Annotated in this window: 21 protein-coding genes and 1 riboswitch; of the genes, 12 read left to right on the plus strand and 9 right to left on the minus strand. The window is 71.6% G+C overall.

The window, feature by feature from the left end:
- Positions 1-33 precede the first annotated feature (33 nt).
- Positions 34-1419, plus strand: a complete 1386-nt coding sequence (locus ACIPSE_RS36690) for a M1 family metallopeptidase (RefSeq protein ID WP_401671588.1) — start codon at positions 34-36, stop codon at positions 1417-1419.
- A 21-nt stretch (positions 1420-1440) separates the two neighbouring features.
- Here ACIPSE_RS36690 and ACIPSE_RS36695 read toward each other — a convergent pair whose 3' ends face one another.
- The 3 genes from ACIPSE_RS36695 to ACIPSE_RS36705 all read right to left on the minus strand — a co-directional run bounded on the left by ACIPSE_RS36695 (position 1441) and on the right by ACIPSE_RS36705 (position 3595).
- The gene (locus tag ACIPSE_RS36695) at positions 1441-1914 is read right to left on the minus strand and encodes a hypothetical protein (RefSeq protein ID WP_401671590.1); all 474 of its coding nucleotides are present in this window, start codon (positions 1912-1914) and stop codon (positions 1441-1443) included.
- Positions 1914-2870 carry a GNAT family N-acetyltransferase gene (locus ACIPSE_RS36700; RefSeq protein ID WP_401671593.1) on the minus strand — a complete coding sequence of 319 codons (957 nt, stop codon included), beginning with the start codon at positions 2868-2870 and terminating at the stop codon, positions 1914-1916. Before ACIPSE_RS36700 ends, ACIPSE_RS36695 begins: the two co-directional genes overlap by 1 nt.
- A 149-nt stretch (positions 2871-3019) precedes the next feature.
- A complete protein-coding gene (locus tag ACIPSE_RS36705) occupies positions 3020-3595 on the minus strand; it encodes a TerD family protein (RefSeq protein WP_356312977.1) in 576 nt (191 codons plus the stop codon).
- Between the two features lie 174 nt (positions 3596-3769).
- Between ACIPSE_RS36705 and arfB the strand changes: the two genes are divergently transcribed.
- Positions 3770-4210 carry an alternative ribosome rescue aminoacyl-tRNA hydrolase ArfB gene (gene arfB / locus ACIPSE_RS36710; protein ID WP_401671596.1) on the plus strand — a complete coding sequence of 147 codons (441 nt, stop codon included), beginning with the start codon at positions 3770-3772 and terminating at the stop codon, positions 4208-4210.
- A 78-nt stretch (positions 4211-4288) separates the two neighbouring features.
- On the opposite strand, the gene ACIPSE_RS36715 is transcribed toward arfB, so the two are convergent.
- Positions 4289-4798, minus strand: a complete 510-nt coding sequence (locus ACIPSE_RS36715; RefSeq protein WP_401671598.1) for a flavin reductase family protein — start codon at positions 4796-4798, stop codon at positions 4289-4291.
- A gap of 370 nt (positions 4799-5168) precedes the next feature.
- Between ACIPSE_RS36715 and cdgB the strand changes: the two genes are divergently transcribed.
- Together cdgB and ACIPSE_RS36725 are read left to right on the plus strand one after the other, a co-directional pair.
- Positions 5169-6821 carry a diguanylate cyclase CdgB gene (gene cdgB / locus ACIPSE_RS36720; RefSeq protein ID WP_401671600.1) on the plus strand — a complete coding sequence of 551 codons (1653 nt, stop codon included), beginning with the start codon at positions 5169-5171 and terminating at the stop codon, positions 6819-6821.
- A 142-nt stretch (positions 6822-6963) separates the two neighbouring features.
- Entirely contained in the window at positions 6964-7911 is a 948-nt protein-coding gene (locus ACIPSE_RS36725; protein WP_401671603.1) for a carbohydrate-binding protein, read from the plus strand.
- A gap of 4 nt (positions 7912-7915) precedes the next feature.
- Here ACIPSE_RS36725 and ACIPSE_RS36730 read toward each other — a convergent pair whose 3' ends face one another.
- From ACIPSE_RS36730 to ACIPSE_RS36740, 3 genes are all read right to left on the minus strand, one after another.
- Complete coding sequence (locus ACIPSE_RS36730) at positions 7916-8845, minus strand: 1-phosphofructokinase family hexose kinase (protein ID WP_401671606.1); 930 nt, start codon at positions 8843-8845, stop codon at positions 7916-7918.
- 114 nt (positions 8846-8959) lie between these two features.
- A complete protein-coding gene (nagA, locus tag ACIPSE_RS36735) occupies positions 8960-10105 on the minus strand; it encodes an N-acetylglucosamine-6-phosphate deacetylase (RefSeq protein ID WP_401671608.1) in 1146 nt (381 codons plus the stop codon).
- Positions 10105-11097 (minus strand): ROK family protein, encoded by a 993-nt coding sequence (locus ACIPSE_RS36740; protein ID WP_401671610.1) that lies wholly within the window; start codon positions 11095-11097, stop codon positions 10105-10107. The genes nagA and ACIPSE_RS36740 overlap by 1 nt, the downstream gene beginning before the upstream one ends.
- A gap of 142 nt (positions 11098-11239) precedes the next feature.
- Here ACIPSE_RS36740 and ACIPSE_RS36745 point away from each other — a divergent pair, with 142 nt between their 5' ends.
- The 3 genes from ACIPSE_RS36745 to otsB all read left to right on the plus strand — a co-directional run bounded on the left by ACIPSE_RS36745 (position 11240) and on the right by otsB (position 13745).
- Entirely contained in the window at positions 11240-12472 is a 1233-nt protein-coding gene (locus ACIPSE_RS36745) for an ABC transporter substrate-binding protein (protein WP_401671613.1), read from the plus strand.
- Between the two features lie 32 nt (positions 12473-12504).
- Positions 12505-12732 (plus strand): DUF3263 domain-containing protein, encoded by a 228-nt coding sequence (locus ACIPSE_RS36750; protein WP_401671615.1) that lies wholly within the window; start codon positions 12505-12507, stop codon positions 12730-12732.
- Between the two features lie 173 nt (positions 12733-12905).
- Complete coding sequence (otsB, locus tag ACIPSE_RS36755) at positions 12906-13745, plus strand: trehalose-phosphatase (protein ID WP_401671618.1); 840 nt, start codon at positions 12906-12908, stop codon at positions 13743-13745.
- Here otsB and ACIPSE_RS36760 read toward each other — a convergent pair.
- Complete coding sequence (locus ACIPSE_RS36760; RefSeq protein WP_401671620.1) at positions 13717-15141, minus strand: trehalose-6-phosphate synthase; 1425 nt, start codon at positions 15139-15141, stop codon at positions 13717-13719. The genes otsB and ACIPSE_RS36760 overlap by 29 nt on opposite strands.
- 84 nt (positions 15142-15225) lie before the next feature.
- Positions 15226-16170, minus strand: coding sequence for a glucosyl-3-phosphoglycerate synthase (locus tag ACIPSE_RS36765; protein WP_401671622.1), 945 nt, complete (start codon positions 16168-16170; stop codon positions 15226-15228).
- 210 nt (positions 16171-16380) lie between these two features.
- Positions 16381-16520, plus strand: a riboswitch (SAM riboswitch).
- A gap of 18 nt (positions 16521-16538) precedes the next feature.
- Between ACIPSE_RS36765 and thrC the strand changes: the two genes are divergently transcribed.
- The 5 genes from thrC to ACIPSE_RS36790 all read left to right on the plus strand — a co-directional run bounded on the left by thrC (position 16539) and on the right by ACIPSE_RS36790 (position 22165).
- Positions 16539-17822 (plus strand): threonine synthase, encoded by a 1284-nt coding sequence (gene thrC, locus ACIPSE_RS36770; protein WP_401671625.1) that lies wholly within the window; start codon positions 16539-16541, stop codon positions 17820-17822.
- 60 nt (positions 17823-17882) lie between these two features.
- Entirely contained in the window at positions 17883-18161 is a 279-nt protein-coding gene (locus ACIPSE_RS36775) for a MoaD/ThiS family protein (protein WP_401671627.1), read from the plus strand.
- A 415-nt stretch (positions 18162-18576) separates the two neighbouring features.
- On the plus strand, positions 18577-18783 hold the full coding sequence (locus ACIPSE_RS36780; RefSeq protein ID WP_007493268.1) for a cold-shock protein: 207 nt from the start codon (positions 18577-18579) through the stop codon (positions 18781-18783).
- A gap of 358 nt (positions 18784-19141) precedes the next feature.
- Positions 19142-20764 (plus strand): chaperonin GroEL, encoded by a 1623-nt coding sequence (gene groL, locus ACIPSE_RS36785; RefSeq protein ID WP_171146194.1) that lies wholly within the window; start codon positions 19142-19144, stop codon positions 20762-20764.
- 312 nt (positions 20765-21076) lie between these two features.
- A complete protein-coding gene (locus tag ACIPSE_RS36790; protein WP_401671629.1) occupies positions 21077-22165 on the plus strand; it encodes a tyrosine-protein phosphatase in 1089 nt (362 codons plus the stop codon).
- Positions 22166-22236 lie beyond the last annotated feature (71 nt).

Consider the following 22236-nt stretch of genomic DNA (forward strand, 5'->3'; position numbering starts at 1 on the left):
CCGGGGCGGGCGGCGGCCCATAGGATCGCCGGCATGTCCCGATCCGTGCGGCTCGCTCGTGCCTGTGGTGCTCTGCTGCTCGGGTGCGTGCTCGCCGGGTGCGACGGCGGGGTGCGGGGGACGCCCGGCGGGGCCGGGGTGCGGGATCCGTACTTCCCGAAGGCCGGGAACGGCGGGTACGACGTCGAGCACTACGCCCTGGACCTCGACTACGTCCCGGACGGCGGCCGGCTGTCCGGCACGGCGACCGTCACCGCGCGGGCCGCGAAGGACCTGTCGGCCTTCGACCTCGATCTGTCGGGCCTGGACGTCGAGCAGGTCACCGTCGACGGCGAGAGCGCGCGCTTCAGCCGCGCAGGCCACGAACTCGTCGTCCGCCCGCGCGACGACCTCGGCGAGGGCGAGCGGTTCGAGGTGCGGGTCCGCTACTCCGGCACGCCGCGCACCCTCACCGACCCCGACGGCTCCCAGGAGGGCTGGCTGCCCACCGGCACCGGAGCGGTCGCCCTCGGAGAGCCGGTCGGCTCGATGACCTGGTTCCCCGGCAACCACCACCCCTCGGACAAGGCGTCCTACGCCATCACCGTCACCGTCCCCGAGGGTCTCCGGGCCGTCTCCAACGGGGAGTTGGCGAGCGAGCGCACCCACGACGGCCGTACGACCTTCGTCTGGCGCACCGCCGAACCCATGGCGAGCTACGTCGCCACCCTCGCGATCGGCCGGTACGGCATCACCCGCTCCACCGCCGCCGGCCTGCCGGTGTACACGGCCGTCGAGCCCGGGCAGGCGGAGGAGAGCGCCGAGGTGCTCGCGCGGCTGCCGGAGGTCATGGAGTGGGCGGCCCACACCTTCGGTCCCTACCCGTTCTCCTCCACCGGCGTGATCGTCGGGGACGAGGACGACGCCGGGTACGCGCTGGAGACCCAGAACCGTCCCTTCTTCCCGGGCGCCCCCGACACCGCGCTGCTGGTGCACGAACTCGCCCACCAGTGGTTCGGCGACTCCGTCACCCCGCGCACCTGGCGGGACATGTGGCTCAACGAGGGCTTCGCCACGTACGCGGAGTGGCTGTGGGAGGAGGACGAGGGCGGCGACAGCGCGCAGGAGACCTTCGAGGCGCTGTACGCGGGCGACGACGACGATCTGTGGGCCTTCCCGCCCGCCGAGCCGTCCGGTCCCGCGCACATCTCCGACCGGCCGGTGTACGACCGGGGCGCCATGGTCGTCCACAAGATCCGGCAGGCGGTCGGCGACGACGCCTTCCACGACCTCGTGCAGGGCTGGACGGCGGCGCACCGGCACGGCAACGCGGACACCGGCGACTTCACGGCGTACGTGGAGGAGCGGGCCCCGGACGTGGACTTCGACGGGATCTGGGCGGCCTGGCTGTACGGGGAGGGCCGGCCGGAGTCCCCCTGAACGGGAGCGGTCGGGACGCCGTCAGGGCGTCCGCCCGAGGTCCGCGCGCATCGCGGTCCGCGCCGCCGTGACCGCCCGGTTGTGGACGCGGCGGGCCTCCCGGTACTCCGGCGAGGGCACCGCGTGACCGGAGGCGAGGACCCCGCGCAGGCTGCGCAGGGTGAGGAACGCCTCGTCGATGACGCCGGTCATGGGCTCGGGCGCGCAGATCAGGGCGGTCTCGCGGGCCTCGTTGCACCCCGACTCGCGGAACGCCTCCCGTACGGCGGCGTCGACCGCGCCGGGCCGTTCGTCCGCCCGGTCCCCGCTCGCGGCGGCCCGCATCGCCTCGTGGGCCTGCCGGAACGTCGTCAGGCAGGCCACGTATATCTCGGTGCGTTCGCGCCGGGACCGCTCCGTGGCGTCGTGACGCCGGCGGACCCGGTCGGCCAGGAGCGTCGAGCCGACACCCACGAGCGCGCCCAGACCGGTGGCGGCGAGCGTCGTCCACTCCATCAGGACCCGGCGCCCTTCTCGAACGCGTCCAGCAGGGCGGCGAGTCCGGGCGGCCACACGGTCGCGTCCGGGGCGGTCAGCTCCGCGCGGGACCACCAGCGCCACTCCAGGATGCCGTCGGCGGCGTGCGCGGCGGCGAGATGAGGGCCGGTGGGCTCGCGGCGGGGACCGCGGGCGACGTAGATGTCCTCGTGCTGGCGGACCGGGGTGGTGCCGTAGGTGTAGTCGACCTCCCAGGTGTGCAGCAGCGGGCCGGGTTCCAGGTCCGTCCAGCCGGTCTCCTCGCGCAGTTCGCGCAGGGCGCCCTCGACCGGGGTCTCGCCGGGTTCCAGACCGCCGCCGGGCAGGGACCAGTGGCCGCCGGTCTCGACATCGTCGTAGCGGAAGAGGAAGACGGCGCCGTCCGGGTCGAGGACGGCCAGCCGGGCGGCGCGGCGCGGGACGCGCAGCGTCTTGCGCAGCACCGCGCAGGGGCGGCCCAGCCGGAGGTCGGGGCGGTGGCCGATCACCTCGTAGCCGAGGGAGGTCCAGAAGGCGAGCGCCTTGGGGTTGTTGTCGAGCGCGGCCAGCCGCAGCGCGGTGCGGCCCGCCGCGCGGAAGCGGTCCTCGACGAGGGCGGCGAGCCGCCTGCCGTAGCCCTGCCGGTGCCGGGTCGCGTCGACCATCAGCAGGCCGATCCAGGGGTCGGGGTCCGCGGGGTCGGGGTGCCGGGCGAGCGTGATCGCGACGCCGACGAGCCGGCCCTCGCTGCGGGCCAGCAGCATCTCCGCGCCCGGGTCGGCCAGTTCGTCGGCCAGGGCCGCCGCCACCTGTTCCGGGCGGACGTCGTCCGGGTCGGGGAAGTCGCCGCTCAGCGCGTGGAACTCGCGGTTGGAGGTGTACAGGGCGGCGAGCTCGGTCAGGACGGGGGCCGGGATGTCACGGTCGGCGGTGAGGGGCAGCGGGGTGAGGATCACGCGGGCAACTTAGCGCGGAAGGCACCGGGCGCTCCGCGGGATTCCGGGACATGCGCGGCCCCCGCCGCGGCGGCCTGATGGTCCCGGACATGCGAGGACCCCCGCCGCGGCGGGGGCCCACGCATGGTTCAGCGACGACGGGGTGTCCGTCAGACGTTCACGCCGAAGTCCTGGGCGATGCCCACGAGGCCCGAGGCGTAGCCCTGGCCGACGGCGCGGAACTTCCACTCGGCGCCGTTGCGGTAGAGCTCGCCGAAGACCATGGCCGTCTCGGTGGCCGCGTCCTCGGAGAGGTCGTAGCGGGCGATCTCGGCGCCGCCGGCCTGGTTCACGATGCGGATGTACGCGTTGCGGACCTGGCCGAAGTTCTGCGAGCGGTTCTCCGCGTCGTAGATCGAGACCGGGAAGACGATCTTGTCGATGTCGGCGGGGAGGCCCGCCAGGTTGACGTTGATCGCCTCGTCGTCGCCCGCGCCCTCGCCCGTGCGGTTGTCGCCGGTGTGGACGATCGTGCTGTCCGGGGTCTGCTTGTTGTTGAAGAAGACGAAGTGGCCGTCGGAGTAGACCTTGCCCTGCGTGTTGACCGCGATCGCGGAGGCGTCGAGGTCGAAGTCCGTGCCGGTGGTGGTGCGGACGTCCCAGCCGAGGCCCACGGTGACGGCCGTCAGGCCCGGAGCCTCCTTGGTGAGCGAGACGTTGCCACCCTTGGACAGGCTTACAGCCATGGTTGGGATTCCTTCCCTCGTGTACACAGGCAGTACGGGCTCGAAGCTACCGCTACCCGTATGAACGCCACGAGGGGTACCGAAGGTTCCCCCTCACTTTACTTTCTTTACCCGACGGCGCCGACGGCCCGGGAGCCGTTAATCGCGTGACGTGTGCCGGTCAGACAGGTCACCATGGACGACATGTCCGGTCCTTACGTCATCAGAGGCTCCGTCCCGCTTCCCGAGGCCGAGCTCCAGTGGCGTTTCTCGCGCTCGTCCGGCCCCGGTGGGCAGCACGTGAACACCAGCGACTCCCAGGTGGAGCTGCGGTTCGACGTCGCGAAGACCGAGGCGCTGCCCGAGGTGTGGAAACAGCGTGCCCTGGAGCGGCTGGCCCCGCGGCTCGTCGACGGGGTCGTCACCGTGCGCTCCTCGGAGCACCGCTCGCAGTGGCGCAACCGGGAGACCGCCGCCGTACGGCTGGCCGCGCTCCTCGCCGAGGCGACCGCGCCGCCGCCCAAGCCCCGCAAGCCGACCCGCATCCCGCGCGGCATCAACGAACGCCGGCTGCGGGAGAAGAAGCAGCGCGCCGAGACCAAGCGGGGCCGCGGCGGCGGACGCGCCTGGGACTGACGTCCTCGAGTTCACCGGCGATGCGACCGCGAATTTCTTTTTTCGTATTCCGGCGGTGACGCCCGCGCGGAATTGCGCTCAGCCCAACTGGCGGTACCGGCCGCGGAAATAGGTCAGGGGGCCGCCGTCCGTGCTCGGGACGCGGGCGGTGAGGACGCGGCCGATGACGAGGGTGTGGTCGCCGGCCGGCACACGCTGCTCGGTGCGGCACTCCAGGGTGGCGAGGGCGCCGCCGACGAGAGGCGCCCCGCTGGCCTCGCCGCGCGCGTAGGGGATGTCGTCGAAGAGCAGGCGGTCGCTGAGGCGGCCCTTCATCGCGAAGCGCCCGGCGATGTGCCGCTGGCTCTCGGCGAGGACCGAGACGGCCCACAGCGGCTGCTCGTCCAGGAGGTCGTCCATCCGGGAGCCCTCACGCAGGCTGACCAGCACCAGAGGCGGGTCGAGGGAGACCGACAGGAAGGCCGTGGCCGTCATTCCGACGTCCTCGCCCCGGGGTCCGTCGGCTGCGAGCGGGGGCTCGAAAGCGGTCACCAGGACCACGCCCGCGGCCAGCCGTGACATGGCGGCGCGGAATTCGTCGTTGCTCACCCCCTCAGCATGCCCGTATGCGGCGGAGGCGGTGATCGGAGAAGTGTTCGGCACGTCCGGAACGCTAGTCTCCGGTGCAGGTCACGCGCATCGGACCTGCGCCCTAGCCGGGTCCTAGGACCTCGGAACCAGCCCCGGTCACGGCTCCGCGCATACCCACAAAGTTTGCGTTCAGTAAACGCACAGGGAAAACGCAGAAACCCCACTCAATTGTTCATCTTTCGCTGTGACTTGAGTCACAAGGGGCATTAATTGTTGACCCTGTGTACCGAGTGGGCAGCGCGCTGTGATTCAGTGGCGGGGAAGCTGGCAGAACGATACGCCGATGAGAACCCTTGATTCGCTGCGAGGTCTCGGGGGGAGGGCGAGCATGGAGACCGAGTCGGAACCCTACGTCCAACTGGCGGCCCTGCGGCAATTGCACCAGGTCATGGCGGACCTGAACACCGCCCGGTCCCTGGCGGACACGCTGCAGCGCGTCGCCGACGGTGTCGTCAACGGCCTCGGCTACGAACTGGCCTGTGTCAACCTCGTACGCCCCGACGGCGATCTCGTCGTCGCCGCCTTCGCCGGGAACCCCGCCGCCGAGGCGCTGATCACCGGCCGGGTCGGCTCCCGCGACTCCTGGGAGCGGCGGCTGAGCATGGGTGAGCACTGGGGGGACCTGGTCTTCATCCCGCACACCGAGGGCTGGATCCTCGACGACGACGACGTCCCGCAGTGGTACACGGACGGTCCCGCGCCCCGCTTCGAGGACGAGTGGCACCCCTCCGACCGGCTGTTCGCCCCGATGTTCACGCCCGGCGTGCAGGGCGGCTCGTGCGGCGAACTGATCGGCGTGCTCTCCGTGGACCGGCCCCGCAACGGCCGGCTGCCGGGCGCGTGGGGTCGCGAAGCGCTCCAGATGTACGCCTTCCAGGCCGCCATAGCGATCAGCAACGCACGTCTACGCGCGAATATGCAGCGGGCACTGGTCAGGCTCGAACGCGAGCAGCAGGCGCTGCGCGCGAGCGAGGAGAGTTTCCGCCAGGCGTTCGAGTACGCGCCCTCCGGCATGGCCATCGCCGAGATGGGCGGCGACCAGCACGGCCGCATCCTGCGCACCAACGACGCGCTCTGCCGGCTGCTGGGCCGTCCCGCCTCCGCGATGCGCCGCTACTCGTTCTCCGACCTCGTCCACCCCGAGGACATAGGCACCCTGCTGCGCACCTCCGCGGAGGGCGGCCGGGCGGAACTGCGCCTCGGGCGCCGCGACGGCTCCTACGTCTGGGTGTCGCTGCGCAACTCCGTGGTCGCGGACGCCGCCGACGGGCCCCGCTTCCTGCTCACCCACGTCGAGGACATAGAGGACCGCAAGCGCCGCGAGCTCCAGCTCGCCCACCGGGCCTCCCACGACTCCCTCACCGGCCTGCCGAACTCCGCCGAACTGCGGGCCCGCCTCTCCTCCCGGCTCTGCCAGCGCCCCGCCCACCCCGGCGCCCTGGAGACCGTGGACGCCGCCTACGGACACCCCGCCTTCGACGTCAACGGCCACGGCTTCGACCTCGGGCCCGGCACCGATCCGTACGACGCCTTCGACCACCATGTGCACACCGCCGCCCCCGAGAGCGAGCACGACGACGGCACCAAGGGGCTCGCGGTCCTCTTCTGCGACCTCGACGGCTTCAAGTCGATCAACGACCGGTTCGGGCACAACGCGGGCGACGCGGTCCTCATCGAGGTCGCCCGGCGGCTGTCCCGCCAGGTCCGTGACGGCGACACCGTGGCCCGGCTCGGCGGCGACGAGTTCGTGATCCTCGCCGACGGCCTCGGCCGCGCGGACGCCGCCGACCTCGCCGTACGCCTGCGCAACGAGATCATCCAGCCGATCCGCGCCGAGGGCCGGGCCGTGCGTGTGGGTGCCAGTTTCGGCATCGGCTGGGCGCACTGCGGGATGACCGCCGACGAGGTGCTCAAGTCGGCGGACGAACGGATGTACGTAGAGAAACGATCTCGTCCCAAACAGCACAGACGCGCGGGATGATCCCCAGGTCAGCGGGCAAGTAGCCGGACCGATGCGGTCCGAGTCACCCGTTTGGCTCAGCGCGAGCGGGTAGGCTCGGCACATTCATCACACGCAACGCGTCCGACCCGCATGACCCGCACCTGGTGAGGAGTACCAAGGGATGACGTCCGGCAACAACGGCGCCAGCACGCCCGAGGACGACGACCCGTTCGGCTACCTCTACGCCGACGGACAGGCCAACGGAGCCCAGCCGCCCTCCGGTGGCTACGGCTACCCGAACACCGTCAACCGGGTGCGCCCCGTCGGCCAGCGTCAGTACGGCCAGCAGCCGCAGCAGCCCCAGCAGCAGACCGCGGCCTACGGCCAGGTCCCGCAGCAGCAGGGCGCCTACGGCCAGGCGAGCCCCCACTACGCGGCCCCCGAGACGTTCCCGGGCGGCGCCACCAGCCAGCAGCCCTCGCACGGCGGCGGTGGCGGCCGGGGCCGCGGCCCGAACACCAAAGGGCTGCTGATCGGCGCCATCGCGGTGGTCGCCGCGGTCATCATCGGCATCAGCGTGGCCATGCTCGGCGGCGACGACGACAAGGACGCGGGCGACACCCCGTCCACCGCGCCCACGGCCGAGCAGAGCAGCGAGCCGAGCGAGTCGGCGAGCAGCGACGAGCAGGCCGAGAGCTACGAGAAGACCATCGACGCCAAGGCCCTGTCCCTCGGGACCGGGGTGACGACCTCCTCGGACGTCGAGGGCGCCTCCGCCGACGGCGGCATCTACGTGACCGGCCTCAACCAGGAGGGTGCCGCGGTCACCTGGACCGTCGACGGCATCCCGAAGGACGGCACCTACACCCTCTTCGCCAACTACAGCGTCCCCGGCAAGGACCAGAGCATGACGCTCACGGTCAACGGCAAGACGTTCGGCAGCAAGCTCAGCATGAAGAACTACGCTGGCGCGGACGAGGGCGACTACGCCAAGGGCTGGACGACGACGTACGCGTGGCCCACGCTCACCAAGGGCACCAACACCATCAGCATCTCCTGCCAGTCCGGCGACCAGTGCGACGCCCTGCTCTCCCAGGTGTGGCTGAAGGAAGGCCAGGTCAAGAAGTAGCCGCTCAGGCCGCGGAGGTCTCCGTGACCACCGCGACCCGTCCGAGCAGCTCCTCGTAGGCCGCGCGGTCGAACTCGCCCGCCACCGGCGCCAGCACCGTCGCCGCCGACAGGGCGACCGCGCGGGCCAGCCGGTCCGGCCAGGGCAGATGGTCCACGAGCCCCGACAGCAGGCCCGCGACCGCCGAGTCGCCGGCGCCGGTCGGGTTGCCGTGGACCCGGGCGGGCGGGACGGCACGCCAGCGGCCCTCCGGCGAGGCGGCCAGCAGCCCCTCGGTGCCCAGGGAGGCGACCACCGTCCGCGCGCCGCGCCTGCGGGCGTCCTGAACGGCCCTGAGCGGCTCGTGGGAGCCGGTCAGCTCGGCCAGCTCGTCGGCGTTGGGCTTGATGAGGTCGGGCCGGGCGGCGATCCCGCGGCGCAGCGGCTCCCCGCTCGTGTCGAGCAGCACCGGCACCCCGGCCGCGCGGGCGGTCCGCACCAGCAGCGCGTACGCGCCCACCGGCACGCCCGGCGGGAGACTGCCGCACAGGGCGACCGCGGCGGCCGACGGCAGCAGGTCCTCGTACGCCTCCTGGAAGGCGATCCACTCGGCGGGGGCGATCACCGGGCCGGGCTCGTTCAGCTGGGTCGTGTCGCCGGTGCGTCCGTCGACGACGGCGACGGTGCGGCGGGTGGAGCCCGCGACGGGGACCAGCGCGTCCCGCACACCGGGGGTGGCCGTCAGATGCTCCTGGAGCTGGCCGCCGGTGGCGCCGCCGGTGAAGCCGGTGACGGTCACTTCGTGGCCGAGGGCCGCGAGCACCCGGGCCACGTTCAGGCCCTTGCCGCCGGGGCGTTCGACGACGTCGGAGACGCGGTGCGAGGCGTGCGGGGTGAGGGACCGGACGCGATAGGTGATGTCGAGAGCGGTGTTCAGCGTGACCGTGAGGATCACCGGGCCGACCTCCCCCGAAGACGTTGCTGAGCCGTTCGGCGAGGTGATCATGCCGAACGGGCGGCGGTCGGCCCAGTCTCCCAGGACAACCGCCGCCCTCAACAGATGGACACATCACCCCAGTTGCGGACCGACCACCCATTCCCCGCGGCGCATCACGCCCCGGACCGCGAACTCCGCGTCCAGCAGCACCAGGTCGGCGTACTTGCCGGGCTCCAGCGAGCCGACGCTGTCGGCCAGGCCCAGCAGCCGGGCCGGGTTGGCGGACAGGGCGGCGACGGCGTCCTCGACGGGCAGCCGGTCCACGGTCACGGCCCGCCGGAACGCGCGGTCCAGGGTCAGCGTCGAGCCGGCGATGGATCCGCCCTCCACCAGCCGGGCCACGCCCTCGCTCACCTCGACCTCCAGCGGGCCGAGCATGTACCGGCCGTCGCCGAAGCCCGCCGCGTCCATCGCGTCGGTGATGAACGCCACCCGGTCCGCGCCCGCGTGATGGAACGCCAGCTGGAGGGAGGCCGGGTGCAGATGGGTGCCGTCGTTGATCAGCTCGACGGTGATCCGCTCGTCCTCCAGCAGCGCGGCGATCGGACCGGGGGCGCGATGGCCGAGCGGGGGCATCGCGTTGAACAGGTGGGTGGCGACCGTCGCGCCCGCGTCGATGGCCTCCACGGTCTGCTCGTACGTCGCGTCCGTGTGCCCGATCGCCGCGATGACCCCGTGCTCGGCCAGCAGCCGCACCGAGTCGATGCCACCGGGCAGTTCGGTGGCGAGGGTGACCATCCGGGCCTGCCCGCGCGCCGCGTCGACCAGCTTGCGCACGTCCGCCGGGTCCGGGTCGCGCAGCAGCTCCTCGGAGTGGGCGCCCTTGCGGCACGGCGAGATGAACGGGCCCTCGAAGTGGATGCCGGCGATGTCGCCCTGCTCGGCCAGCTCGCTGAGCAGCCCGGCCCGCTGGGCGAGGAAGTCCATGTCGCCGGTGACGGTCGAGGCGACCAGGGTCGTGGTGCCGTGCTCCCGGTGGGTGCGGATGCCGTGCAGCACCTCGTCGACCGTGCCGGAGGTGAAGGAGGCTCCGCCGCCGCCGTGGTTGTGGAGGTCGACGAACCCGGGCACGAGCCAGTGCCCGGACACGTCGACGACCTGGGCGTTCTCCGGGGCCGACCCGGCGATACGGGTGCCGTCGACGATCACCCGGCCGTCCTCGACGGTCCCGGTGGGCAGGACGACGGTGGCGCCGGAGAACACCGTGGGGGTTGCCATCAGGTGGTTTCCTCCTCGTTCGGAAGGGGGCTCGGAGTGAGGCCGGGAACGGGGCCCGCGGCGGCGCCCCCGGTGGCGGTGAGCAGGTCCCGGGCCAGCAGCCCGGCGCCCAGGCATCCGGCCGTGTCGCCCAGGGCCGCCGGCACCAGTGACGGCAGCGTCTGGAAGGTGACCCGCCGCCGGACGGCGTCCCGCAGCGGTGTGAACAAGGTTTCCCCCGCCTCGGCGAGCCCGCCACCGATGATCACGATCCGGGGGTCCAGGAGGGTGAGCGCGGTGACCAGCCCGTCGGCGAGCGCGTCGACGGCGCCCTGCCACACCTCGCGGGCCCGTCGGTCGCCGGACTCGACGGCCTTGGCGCAGTCGGCGGCGTCCGCGGCGGGGTCCCCGCTCGCCGCGGCCCACGCCTCGCTGACGGCCGCCGCGGAGGCGTACCGCTCCAGACAGCCGCTCTGGCCGCAGGGACAGGGGGCCCCGGAGGGCCGGACGACGATGTGGCCGATCTCGCCCGCGAAGCCGTGCGCGCCCGCCTCCACCCGGCCGTCGATGCCGATGGCGCCCGCGATCCCGGTGCCCAGCGGCACGAACAGGAACCGGTCCGCGCCGCGCCCGGCGCCGATCCGGCCCTCGGCGAGGCCGCCGGTGCGCACGTCGTGCCCGAGGGCGACGGGGGCGCCGTGCAGCCGTTCGGTGAGCAGCGCGCGCAGGGGCACGTCCCGCCAGCCCAGGTTGGCCGCGTAGACGGCGGTCCCGGTGGCCTCGTCGACGATGCCGGGCACGGCGACGCCGGCCGCCGCCGCGGGCTCGCCGAACTCCCGCTCGCCGTGCGCGCGCAGCTCGGCGGCGAAGTCGAGGATGCCGTCGACGACCGCCTGCGGGCCGCGCTCGCGCCCGGTGGCCCGGCGGGCCCGGTGCAGCAGCTCGCCGTCCGCCCCCACGAGGGCCGCCTTCATCCCGGTGCCGCCCACGTCGAGGGCGATGACATGTCTCACGGGGGTAGTGTGGCCCGCCGACCCATGAGAGGTCTAGTCCACTCACGTGGTGTAGACCTTATGTCTGACCTTTCGAAAGTTTTCGACAGCGAAGTTGAGGGGGCCGGCAGTGCAGCGGCGTAGGACGGCGACGATCGCGGTGATGTCCGCACTGGGCATGACAGCGGTCCTGGGGGGCTGCGGAACCGCCGCGGACGACGGGGCGGTGACCCTGAAGTTGGTCGCCGCCGACTACGGCGACAGCGCCGCGAACAGTTCGCAGAAGTACTGGGACGGACTCGCCGAGACGTACGAGTCGAAGCACCCGGGCGTCGAGGTCGACGTCAGCGTCTACTCCTGGAACGACGTGGACGCCAAGGTCAAGGACATGGTCGCGGCCGGGCACGCGCCCGACATGGCCCAGATCGGCTCCTACGCCGACTACGCCGCCGACGACCTCCTCTACAGCGCCGACGACCTGCTCTCCATCTCCACCCAGGCCGACTTCGCCTCCCAGCTCGCCGGGGCCGGCGAGGTGGACGGCACGCTGTACGGGATGCCCTTCGCGGCGTCCACGCGGCTGCTCTTCTACAACAAGACCCTCTTCAAGAAGGCCGGCCTCACCCCGCCGAAGACCTGGGACGAGCTGGCCTCGGACGCGGCGGCGCTCAAGGAGGAGGGCGTGAAGTACCCCTACGCCCTCCCGCTCGGCTCCGAGGAGGCCCAGGCCGAGACCATGCAGTGGCTGCTCAGCGGCGGGGGCGGCTACACGACCAGCATGGGCACGTACGGCATCGACTCCACCGAGAACGTCGACACCTTCACCTGGCTCAAGGACGACCTCGTCGGCGCGGGCCTGACCGGGCCGGTCGCGCCCGGCAAGCTGAACCGTGCCGCCGCCTTCTCCGCCTTCGCGGACGGCGAGGTCGGCATGCTCAACGGCCACCCCACCCTGATGCAGATGGCCGGCAAGAAGGGCGTCGACTACGGCATGGTCCCCATGCCCGGCGTCGACGGGCGCAGCACCGTCTCCATGGGCGTCGCCGACTGGATGACGGCCTTCAAGCAGAACGGCCACGCCGACGAGGTGGGCAGCTTCCTCGACTTCGTCTACAGCGAGAAGAACGTCCTCGCCTTCTCCCGCGAGTACGACCTCCTGCCGGTGACGCTGACCGCGTCCCAGACCATGAGCACCTCCGCGCGCGACAAGGATCTCCAGCCGTTCCTCGACGAGCTGCCCGCCGCGGAGCTGTACCCGGCCGGGCGCACGTCCTGGCCCCAGGTCAGCGCCGAGGTCAAGAAGGAGATAGGCAAGGCGGTGACCTCCGGCGGCAACCCGGCCACCGTCCTCGGCCGGCTCCAGACGACGGCGATGACCGCGGAGAGCGCGGAGTAGGCGCTGTCGGTGCCCGGGGCTACGGTTCCCGTATGACCGACCTCGCCCCCCGAGAGCTGGCGATCCTCGCCCTGGAGCGTCGTGGCTTCGCCGCGGCCGGTGCCAAGGAGCGGGCGATACGCGAGGAACTCGGCCTCGCGCCGGTCCGCTACTACCAGCTCCTGAACGCCCTCCTGGACGATCCCCGCGCCCTGGCCTCGGACCCGGTCACGATCAACCGCCTCCGCCGCATCCGGCAGTCCCGTCGAAGGGACCGCTGACTCCGCACCCGCCGGACGGGCTGAATTTTTACGCCAGGTCCGGCATTCCAGCCCGTCCGGCGTGTGAGGACGAGGCCCGTTCAGGGCCGATGCGGGGGTCTGGGGGCGGCAGCCCCCAGGGACGGGAAGGGAAGGGGCGGCGGGGGCGGGAGAAGGCTGGGTAGGGTCGAGGCATGGGGATCGATGACGTGGTCGTGGGGACGCGGGCGGGCAAGGCCGGGCTGGAGGCCGTGCTTCAGCGGCCGGGCAGGAGCATCGTCGCCCTCGACTTCGACGGCACCCTCGCCCCCATCGTCCCGGACCCGGAACACGCGTTCGCCCACCCGGACGCCGTAATCGCCCTCGCCGCCCTCGCCCCGAAGGTGGCCACCGTGGCGGTCGTCACCGGCCGCCCACCCGCCCTCGCCGTCCGCCTCGGCGGCTTCGCCGGCGTCCCCGGGCTGGAGCACCTCACCGTCCTCGGCCACTACGGCGCCGAACGCTGGGACGCCGCCACCGGCGAGATCACCGCACCCCCGCCCCACCCCGGAGTGGCCCGCGCACGCGAGGAACTCCCCGCCCTGCTCGACCGGGCAGGCGCCCGCGAGGGCACATGGGTCGAGGAGAAGGGGCGGGCGCTCGCCGTGCACACCCGCAGGGCCGCCGACCCCCAGGGCACCTTCGAGGCGCTCCGCGAGCCGCTCACCGGCCTCGCCACCCGCCACGGTCTGATCGTCGAGCCGGGACGCCTCGTCCTGGAGCTGCGCCCGCCGGGCATGGACAAGGGCGTGGCGCTCCTCGGGCTCGTCCGGGAGCTGGGCGCCGAGGCCGTCCTCTACGCGGGCGACGACCTCGGGGACCTCCCCGCCTACGCCGCCGTGGACGCGCTCCGCGCCGACGGCGTCCCCGGACTGCTGGTGTGCAGCGCGGGCAGCGAGGAGGTACCGGAGCTGAAGGAACGCGCCGACCTCGTCGTCGACGGCCCGGCAGGCGTCGTGGACCTGCTCAGGCGTCTCGCGGACCGGCTTCCCTGAGCGCCCGCAGCTGCTCCAGGAACCACTGGGCCGGAGGCAGCGCCGTGGCCGCCGCGGCCAGCCGCTTGGTGCGTTCGGCGCGTTCGTCCGAGGGCATCGTGAGCGCCTCGTGCAGGGCGTGCGCCGTGGCGGTCACGTCGTAGGGGTTGACCGTGATCGCGTCCTCGCCGAGCTCCTCGTACGCGCCCGCCTCCCGGGACAGCACCAGCGCGCAGCCCTCGTCGGAGACGACCGGGACCTCCTTGGCGACCAGGTTCATGCCGTCGCGGATGGGGTTGACGAGGGCGACGTCGGCGAGGCGGTAGGCGGCCAGGGAGCGGGCGAAGTCGTCCTTGACGTGCAGGACGACCGGGGTCCAGCCGGGCGTGCCGTAGCGGGAGTTGACCGAGTCGGCGACCCGCTGCACCTCGGCCGTGTAGTCGCGGTACACCGCCAGGTCCTGCCGGGAGGGGTAGGCGAACGCCACGTGGACCACCCGCTCGCGCCACTCCGGGCGGCTCTCCAGCAGGGCCGCGTAGGCGTGCAGGCCGCGGACGATGTTCTTCGACAGTTCGGTGCGGTCGACCCGGACGATCGCCTTGCGGCCCTCGCCGATCTCGGCCGCCAGCGCGGCCATGCGGTCGGTGACGTCCGGCGCGTGGGACCGCTTCCGCAGGAAGTCCGCGTCGGCGCCGAGCCCGTGCACGCCCACCCGGGTGTCCCCGAGCCCGCCGGCCAGCTCCGCCGCGCAGCGCTCGAACGCGTCGGCCCAGCGCCGGGTCAGGAAGCCCAGCCGGTCGGCGCCCAGCATGCCCCGCAGGATCTGCGCGGAGATGTCGTCGGGGAGCATCCGGAAGTAGTCCACCGGCGCCCACGGGGTGTGCGAGAAGTGGCCGATGCGCAGGTCGGGGCGGAGCTCGCGGAGCATCCCGGGGACCAGGCACAGGTGGTAGTCCTGGACCAGGACGGCCGCGCCGTCCGCCGCCTCCTCGGCCAGCGCCCGCGCGAAGGCGGCGTTGTACTCCTCGTAGCGCGCCCACTGCCGCCGGAACTCCGCGTCGAAGGACGGCTCCAGCGGGGTCTGGTAGAGCATGTGGTGGACGAACCACAGGACCGAGTTCGCGATGCCGTTGTAGGCGTCCGCGTGCACGTCCGCCGGGACGGCGAGCATCCGCACGCCGTCCTCGCCGGCCCCGCGCCGCACCGCCTCCCGGTCGCCGTCGGACAGCGCCGAGCACACCCACAGGGCGTCCGCGTCCGGGCCGATCGCCGACAGCCCGGAGACCAGCCCGCCGCCGCCCCGCCGGGCGCTGAGCGTGCCGTCGTCCCGTACCTCGTACGAGACCGGCCCGCGGTTGGAGGCCACGAGCACCCGGGCGGAGGCAGGGGCGGGGGCCGTGGGGGAGAGGGACGCCATACGCCTCAACCTAGCCCGGCGCGTAAACGCTCAAACGTACGGTCACCGCAGGTATCCAGCCGTATACGGCGGGCTCCCGGGGCGTTACGCGACCTTCCGCTCGGCGTACTCGGAGATCTCCACCATGGGCGGCCGTTCCTCGGTGTCGACCGAGTACGTGCGCGGCTCGAAGCCGTCCTCGCCCCGCTCGAACTGGGTCAGCGCGGGGCGGATCAGATGGCCGCGGGCGAGGCGGAGCTGTGCCGTGCGGTAGATCGCGGCGGACATCCGGCCGAGCGCCTGGCCGTCCTGGTGGCGGTGCTTGCGGACGCCGACGTCGACCTGGGCCAGCGCGTCGAGGCCGACCAGGTGCAGGGCGTCCACCAGCATGCCCAGCTCGACGCCGTAGCCGACCGGGAAGGGGAGCTGCTCCAGCAGGGAGCGTCTGGCCGCGTACTCGCCGCCGAGCGGCTGGACGAAACCGGCCAGCTGGGGCCAGTGCATGTTCAGCAGGGGGCGGGCCATCAGCTCCGTCACCCGGCCGCCCTGGCCCGCCGCACCGCCCAGCGGACGGTCGTACATGGCCTTCACCAGGTCGACGCCCGGGTCGGTCAGGAGCGGGCCGACGATGCCGGAGACGAAGTCGGAGGAGAACTCCTTCAGGTCGGCGTCGATGAAGCAGACGATGTCACCGGAGGTGACGAGGAGGGAGCGCCACAGGACCTCGCCCTTGCCGGGGGCCGCGGGGATGCGGGGCAGGATCTCGTCCCGGTGCACGACCCGGGCGCCCGCCGCGGCGGCCACCGCCGAGGTGCGGTCGGTGGAGCCCGAGTCGACGACGACTATCTCGTCGACGAGGGGCACCTGCTGCATGAGGTCGTGCCGGATGACCGCGACGATGTCACCGACGGTCTCCTCCTCGTTGAGCGCGGGCAGGACGACACTGACCGTCTGACCGGTGCGTTGTTTCGCGGCCATGATCCGGTGCAGAGGGCGGTCGGTCACGGACCAGGAGCGGGTGGCCAGCCAGCGCTCTGTTTCTTTCAGCACGTGGGCGACTCCTCTGCGTGGGGCGGCGGGGGGATCGTCGTGTGTGATCCATCTCGCGGTTCGGACGACTATCTCAACTGTCCTTGTTGTCGGTTACAGTCTTGAACAAGGCGGGTGACCATCGCATGTCCTGGACGGCCCCACCGAGATCCACGCGGTGATCCACGCACGGATCGACCACGGATCGACCACAGATCGACAACTTCATACCGCTCATCCAGAGGGGCAGAGGGATACGGCCCGATGAAGCCCCGGCAACCCTCCAGTCGGTTCTCGCGTACGTGAGGCTCCCGACTCGGGAAGGTGCCAAATCCGTCTCACGGCGAGATGCGTCGTGAGGAAGATGAGGAGAAAGGGCCTCGCCTCTCATGGCTGCGCAGACTGTCGCGAACACCTCCGGAACCCAGGTCGATCTCGGCCCCGCCACCGCGTTGAGCTGCCGCGAATGCGGCCACCGGGTCCCTCTCGGTCCGGTCTTCGCGTGCGAGGAGTGTTTCGGCCCGCTGGAGATCGCGTACGACTTCTCCGGGTACGACACCGAGGAACTCCGCAAGCGGATCGAAGCGGGACCCGCGAACATCTGGCGTTACGCGCCCCTGCTGCCCGTCCCGGCGAACGTGGCCGACAAGCCCAACATCAACCCGGGCTGGACCCACCTCGTCAAGGCCGACAACCTCGCCGCCGAGCTCGGCGTCACCGGCGGGCTGTACGTCAAGGACGACTCCGGCAACCCGACGCACTCCTTCAAGGACCGTGTCGTCGCCCAGGCCGTCGAGGCGGCGCGCGCCTTCGGCTACACCACGCTCTCCTGCTCCTCCACCGGCAACCTCGCCGGTGCCGTCGGCGCCGCCGCCGCCCGCGCCGGCTTCCGCTCCTGCGTGTTCATCCCGCACGACCTGGAGCAGGGCAAGGTCGTCATGGCCGCCGTCTACGGCGGTGAGCTCGTCGGCATCGAGGGCAACTACGACGACGTCAACCGCTTCTGCTCCGAGCTCATCGGCGACCCGGCCGGCGAGGGCTGGGGCTTCGTCAACGTCAATCTGCGGCCCTACTACGCGGAGGGCTCCAAGACCCTCGCGTACGAGATCTGCGAGCAGCTCGGCTGGCGGCTGCCCGACCAGCTCGTCGTCCCGATCGCGTCCGGCTCGCAGCTGACGAAGATCGACAAGGGGCTCCAGGAGCTGATCAAGCTCGGGCTCGTCGAGGACCGGCCGTACAAGATCTTCGGCGCCCAGGCCGAGGGCTGCTCGCCGGTGTCCGTCGCCTACAAGGCGGGCCACGACGTCGTCCGGCCGCAGAAGCCCGACACCATCGCCAAGTCGCTCGCCATCGGCAACCCGGCGGACGGCCCCTACGTCCTGGACATCGCCCGGCGCACCGGCGGCGCCGTGGAGGACGTGACCGACGAGCAGATCGTCGACGCGATCAAGCTGCTGGCCCGCACCGAGGGCATCTTCGCGGAGACCGCGGGCGGGGTGACCGTGGGCGTGACCCGCAAGCTGATCGAGAACGGGCTGCTGGACCCGGCGAAGACGACCGTCGTGCTGAACACCGGGGACGGACTCAAGACGCTGGACGCGGTGGCGGGCACCGGGCTCACCGCGACGATCCGTCCCAGCCTCGACTCCTTCCGCGAGGCCGGACTCGCGTAGCCGTCGAGCCCCAGTCTGGGCCGGACCCTGAAAGACCTAGTACCGACCGGAGGTTCCCTCGTGAGCGTCAACGTCCGCATTCCCACCATCCTGCGCACCTACACCGGTGGGCAGGCCGAGGTGCCCGCCGAGGGCGCCACCCTCGGCGAGGTCATCGCCGACCTGGAGAAGAACCACACGGGCATCGCCGCCCGTGTCCTGGACGACCAGGGCAAGCTGCGCCGGTTCGTCAACGTGTACGTGAACGACGACGACGTCCGGTTCGAGCAGGGCCTGGAGACCGCGACGCCCGACGGCGCCGGCGTCTCGATCATCCCGGCGGTGGCCGGCGGCTGCTGAGCCGCATCACGCACTGTTCATCGAATTGCCCCCTCCGTGAGAGAAACGGAGGGGGCAATTCTGCATGGTTGAGCGCGGTACAGTTGGGGAAGCTGCCGCACCCTTCATGCCATACGCATATGAGTTCTGGCTCCACTTGCGATGAGAAGTAGCCAAAGTGCGCGCCTCTTCTGCGTCTTTTATTCCTTTTATGGGGCCCGACTTGACCCATATTCAGCGGAATTCTCCGTACATTCCTGACTGGTCTTGCCCTGAATTCTCGTCCGATTGACCTGTTGCAGAGGGCAGTTGGACGGATACATTCGGCCGCGGTCGACGCGTTCCGGCGCACGCCCCCAATCCTGTGGGGGGTGAGGTCTGACCCGGATCCGCGAAGTGCGGGTCCGTGCAAGGGCCAGTAATAGGGGAGTTAGGCATGGCTCAGGGCACCGTCAAATGGTTCAACGCGGAGAAGGGGTACGGCTTCATCGCGGTCGACGGTGGTGCGGATGTATTCGTCCACTACAGCGCGATTCAGATGGACGGCTACCGCACCCTGGAAGAGGGTCAGCGGGTCGATTTCGAGATCTCGCAGGGCCAGAAGGGGCCGCAGGCGGACATGGTCCGACTGGCGACCGGCTGAAGCGCGCGCCGACTGAACTAGCAGCGACGTTCTTCTTCGAAGGGCCCGCACCTCATGGGGAGTCATGGGTGCGGGCCCTTCGGCGTGCCCGGAGGGCCGGGCGTGCCCGCAGGCCCCCCGCCGCCCTGTTCGCGCCTGGCGGAGCGCCCCGGTCGATCCCCGAGAGCCGCTTGCACTCGACCATGCCGAGTGCTAATCATTGGCGTTAGCACTCTGAAGGTGAGAGTGACAACGAGGACCGGGTCGGTGAGGCCCGCAGGCCGGGTGGGGCAAGGAACCACGAGGTGTGCGAGCCGTCCGTCGCGGGCGCGGGCGCGGTCCGAAGGAATCACCCCCAGTCCTGGAGGGACCACTTCACATGGCCAAGATCATCGCGTTCGACGAGGAGGCGCGGCGCGGCCTCGAGCGCGGCATGAACCAGCTCGCGGACGCCGTCAAGGTGACGCTCGGCCCCAAGGGCCGCAACGTCGTCCTCGAGAAGAAGTGGGGCGCCCCCACGATCACCAACGATGGTGTCTCCATCGCCAAGGAGATCGAGCTCGAGGACCCGTACGAGAAGATCGGCGCCGAGCTGGTCAAGGAAGTCGCCAAGAAGACGGACGACGTCGCCGGCGACGGTACGACCACCGCGACCGTTCTGGCCCAGGCCCTGGTGCGCGAGGGTCTGCGCAACGTGGCCGCCGGTGCCAACCCGATGGCTCTCAAGCGCGGTATCGAGAAGGCCGTCGAGGCCGTCTCCGGTGCCCTGCTCGAGCAGGCGAAGGATGTCGAGACCAAGGAGCAGATCGCTTCCACGGCCTCCATCTCCGCCGCCGACACCCAGATCGGCGAGCTCATCGCCGAGGCGATGGACAAGGTCGGCAAGGAAGGCGTCATCACCGTCGAGGAGTCCCAGACCTTCGGTCTGGAGCTGGAGCTCACCGAGGGTATGCGCTTCGACAAGGGCTACATCTCGGCGTACTTCGCCACCGACATGGAGCGGATGGAGGCGTCGCTCGACGACCCGTACATCCTGATCGCCAACTCCAAGATCGGCTCCGTCAAGGACCTGCTCCCGCTCCTGGAGAAGGTCATGCAGTCGGGCAAGCCGCTGCTGATCATCGCCGAGGACGTCGAGGGCGAGGCCCTGTCGACCCTGGTCGTCAACAAGATCCGCGGCACCTTCAAGTCCGTCGCCGTCAAGGCCCCGGGCTTCGGTGACCGCCGCAAGGCCATGCTCGGCGACATCGCCATCCTCACGGGCGGCGAGGTCATCTCCGAGGAGGTCGGCCTCAAGCTGGAGAACGCGACCCTGGACCTCCTGGGCCGCGCCCGCAAGGTCGTCATCACCAAGGACGAGACGACGATCGTCGACGGCTCCGGCTCGGCCGACCAGGTCGCCGGTCGCGTCAACCAGATCCGTGCCGAGATCGAGAACAGCGACTCGGACTACGACCGCGAGAAGCTCCAGGAGCGCCTGGCGAAGCTCGCCGGTGGCGTCGCCGTCATCAAGGCCGGTGCCGCGACCGAGGTCGAGCTCAAGGAGCGCAAGCACCGCATCGAGGACGCCGTGCGCAACGCCAAGGCGGCCGTCGAGGAGGGCATCGTCGCCGGTGGTGGCGTGGCCCTGCTCCAGGCTTCCGCGGTGTTCGAGAAGCTCGAGCTCACCGGTGACGAGGCGACCGGTGCCAACGCCGTGAAGCTCGCGCTGGAGGCCCCGCTCAAGCAGATCGCCGTCAACGGTGGTCTCGAGGGCGGCGTCGTGGTCGAGAAGGTCCGCAACCTGACCGTGGGCTGGGGTCTCAACGCGGCCACGGGCGACTACGTCGACATGATCGCCGAAGGCATCATCGACCCGGCGAAGGTCACGCGCTCTGCCCTGCAGAACGCCGCGTCCATCGCCGCGCTCTTCCTCACCACCGAGGCCGTCATCGCCGACAAGCCGGAGAAGGCCGCCGCGCCTGCCGGTGGCGGTATGCCGGGCGGTGACATGGACTTCTGATCGCCCTCCGGTCGATCACCGTCCTTCACCGAGGGCGGCATCCCCTGCCGAGCGCAGGGGGTGCCGCCCTCGGGCTTTTTCCGCCCCCGCCGCCCCTTCCCGTCCCGCCCCTGGGGCTGCGCCCCAGCCCCCCTTTGTCCTCAAACGCCGGACGGGCTGAATTTTCACGCCAGGTCTGATCCTTTCAGCCCGTCCGGCGGGGGCGAGAGAACCTCGCCGTGGTGGTGGGTGGCACAAACTGCCATCTCTGCACGTCGCGTCATTCGCCCGGCGTTCACCCCGATGTCGGTCGGTGCACACAGCATCCATCGCATGAAGCCCCTGACGTCCCAGAAGCCCCTCAAGGTCGCCCTCCTCGCCGCCGCCGCGCTGGCGCTGACCGCCCCGTCCGCCCTCGCCGCCCCCGCGGCCTCCCCCGCGCACCACGCGCCCGCCTCCCGCATCCCCTTCACCCGGGCGACCGTCACCGCCAACGACGACGGCACCTTCCGCCTCGTCTGGAAGGCGCCCGGCGTGAAGTCGGTCGCGATCAGGGCCGGCGGCCGGACCGTCGCGCGCGGCGGCGCCACCGGGGACGTCACGGTCACCGTCGCCGGGTCGGCGAAGGCGGACCGCCAGTGGTTCGACCTCGTCCCCGCGCAGGGCGGTTCGCTGCACCTGGCCGACCGTCTGATCAAGCTCGACGGAACCGTCAACTTCCGTGACGCGGGCGGCTACCGCACCGCCGACGGGCACTGGGTGAAGATGGGCGAGGTCTACCGCTCCGACGCGCTGAACAAGCTCACCGCCGCCGACACGGCCAAGCTCCGCCGCCTCGGCGTCCACGCCGTCTACGACCTGCGGACCGCCTCCGAGCGCACCTCCGCCCCGGACGTCGTGCCGGCCGGCGCCACCTACACCGTCGCGGACGTCCTCGCCGGGTCCGACGCGGTCACCACCATGCCGACCAGTGAGTCCGCCGCCGTGCAGATGATGGTGGACGCCGAGAAGTACATGGTCAGCGGGGCGACCGCGCAGGCCGCCTACACCTCCGTGTACGCCGGTGTCGCCGACGAGGACCGGCACGGCGTCGTCTACCACTGCACCGCGGGCAAGGACCGCACCGGCTGGTCCAGCGCCGCCCTGCTGACCGCCCTCGGCGTGCCGAGCGAGACGGTCATGGACGACTACCTCGCCAGCAACACCTACCGCGCCGCCGCCAACGCGGCGACCCTCGCGGCGCTCCCCGAGGCCCAGGCCAAGATCTACAAGCCGCTCCTCGATGTCCGCGCCGAGTACCTGAACTCGGGCTTCGACCAGGTGGCGGCCGAGTACGGCTCGATCGACGCCTACTTCGACCAGGCCCTCGGCATCGACGCCCGCGAGCTGCGCGCCCTGAAGAAGGACCTGCTGGTGGGCTGACCAGCCCCGCCGCGTGTCCGGGATCACAGGGGCGGGCGGAAACCAGGGGGCTGACGGGGAGGTTACCTGTG

It is taken from the genome of Streptomyces sp. NPDC090106 (assembly GCF_044747265.1).
Classification (GTDB): domain Bacteria; phylum Actinomycetota; class Actinomycetes; order Streptomycetales; family Streptomycetaceae; genus Streptomyces.

Bases quoted from the DNA above. Each gene is read 5' to 3' on its own strand.
- ACIPSE_RS36690 (WP_401671588.1), top strand. From the start codon at position 34: ATGTCCCGATCCGTGCGGCTCGCTCGTGCCTGTGGTGCTCTGCTGCTC.
- ACIPSE_RS36695 (WP_401671590.1), bottom strand. From the start codon at position 1,914: ATGGAGTGGACGACGCTCGCCGCCACCGGTCTGGGCGCGCTCGTGGGT.
- ACIPSE_RS36705 (WP_356312977.1), bottom strand. From the start codon at position 3,595: ATGGCTGTAAGCCTGTCCAAGGGTGGCAACGTCTCGCTCACCAAGGAG.
- arfB (WP_401671596.1), top strand. From the start codon at position 3,770: ATGGACGACATGTCCGGTCCTTACGTCATCAGAGGCTCCGTCCCGCTT.
- cdgB (WP_401671600.1), top strand. From the start codon at position 5,169: ATGGAGACCGAGTCGGAACCCTACGTCCAACTGGCGGCCCTGCGGCAA.
- ACIPSE_RS36725 (WP_401671603.1), top strand. From the start codon at position 6,964: ATGACGTCCGGCAACAACGGCGCCAGCACGCCCGAGGACGACGACCCG.
- nagA (WP_401671608.1), bottom strand. From the start codon at position 10,105: ATGGCAACCCCCACGGTGTTCTCCGGCGCCACCGTCGTCCTGCCCACC.
- ACIPSE_RS36745 (WP_401671613.1), top strand. From the start codon at position 11,240: ATGTCCGCACTGGGCATGACAGCGGTCCTGGGGGGCTGCGGAACCGCC.
- ACIPSE_RS36750 (WP_401671615.1), top strand. From the start codon at position 12,505: ATGACCGACCTCGCCCCCCGAGAGCTGGCGATCCTCGCCCTGGAGCGT.
- otsB (WP_401671618.1), top strand. From the start codon at position 12,906: ATGGGGATCGATGACGTGGTCGTGGGGACGCGGGCGGGCAAGGCCGGG.
- ACIPSE_RS36760 (WP_401671620.1), bottom strand. From the start codon at position 15,141: ATGGCGTCCCTCTCCCCCACGGCCCCCGCCCCTGCCTCCGCCCGGGTG.
- thrC (WP_401671625.1), top strand. From the start codon at position 16,539: ATGGCTGCGCAGACTGTCGCGAACACCTCCGGAACCCAGGTCGATCTC.
- ACIPSE_RS36780 (WP_007493268.1), top strand. From the start codon at position 18,577: ATGGCTCAGGGCACCGTCAAATGGTTCAACGCGGAGAAGGGGTACGGC.
- groL (WP_171146194.1), top strand. From the start codon at position 19,142: ATGGCCAAGATCATCGCGTTCGACGAGGAGGCGCGGCGCGGCCTCGAG.
- ACIPSE_RS36790 (WP_401671629.1), top strand. From the start codon at position 21,077: ATGAAGCCCCTGACGTCCCAGAAGCCCCTCAAGGTCGCCCTCCTCGCC.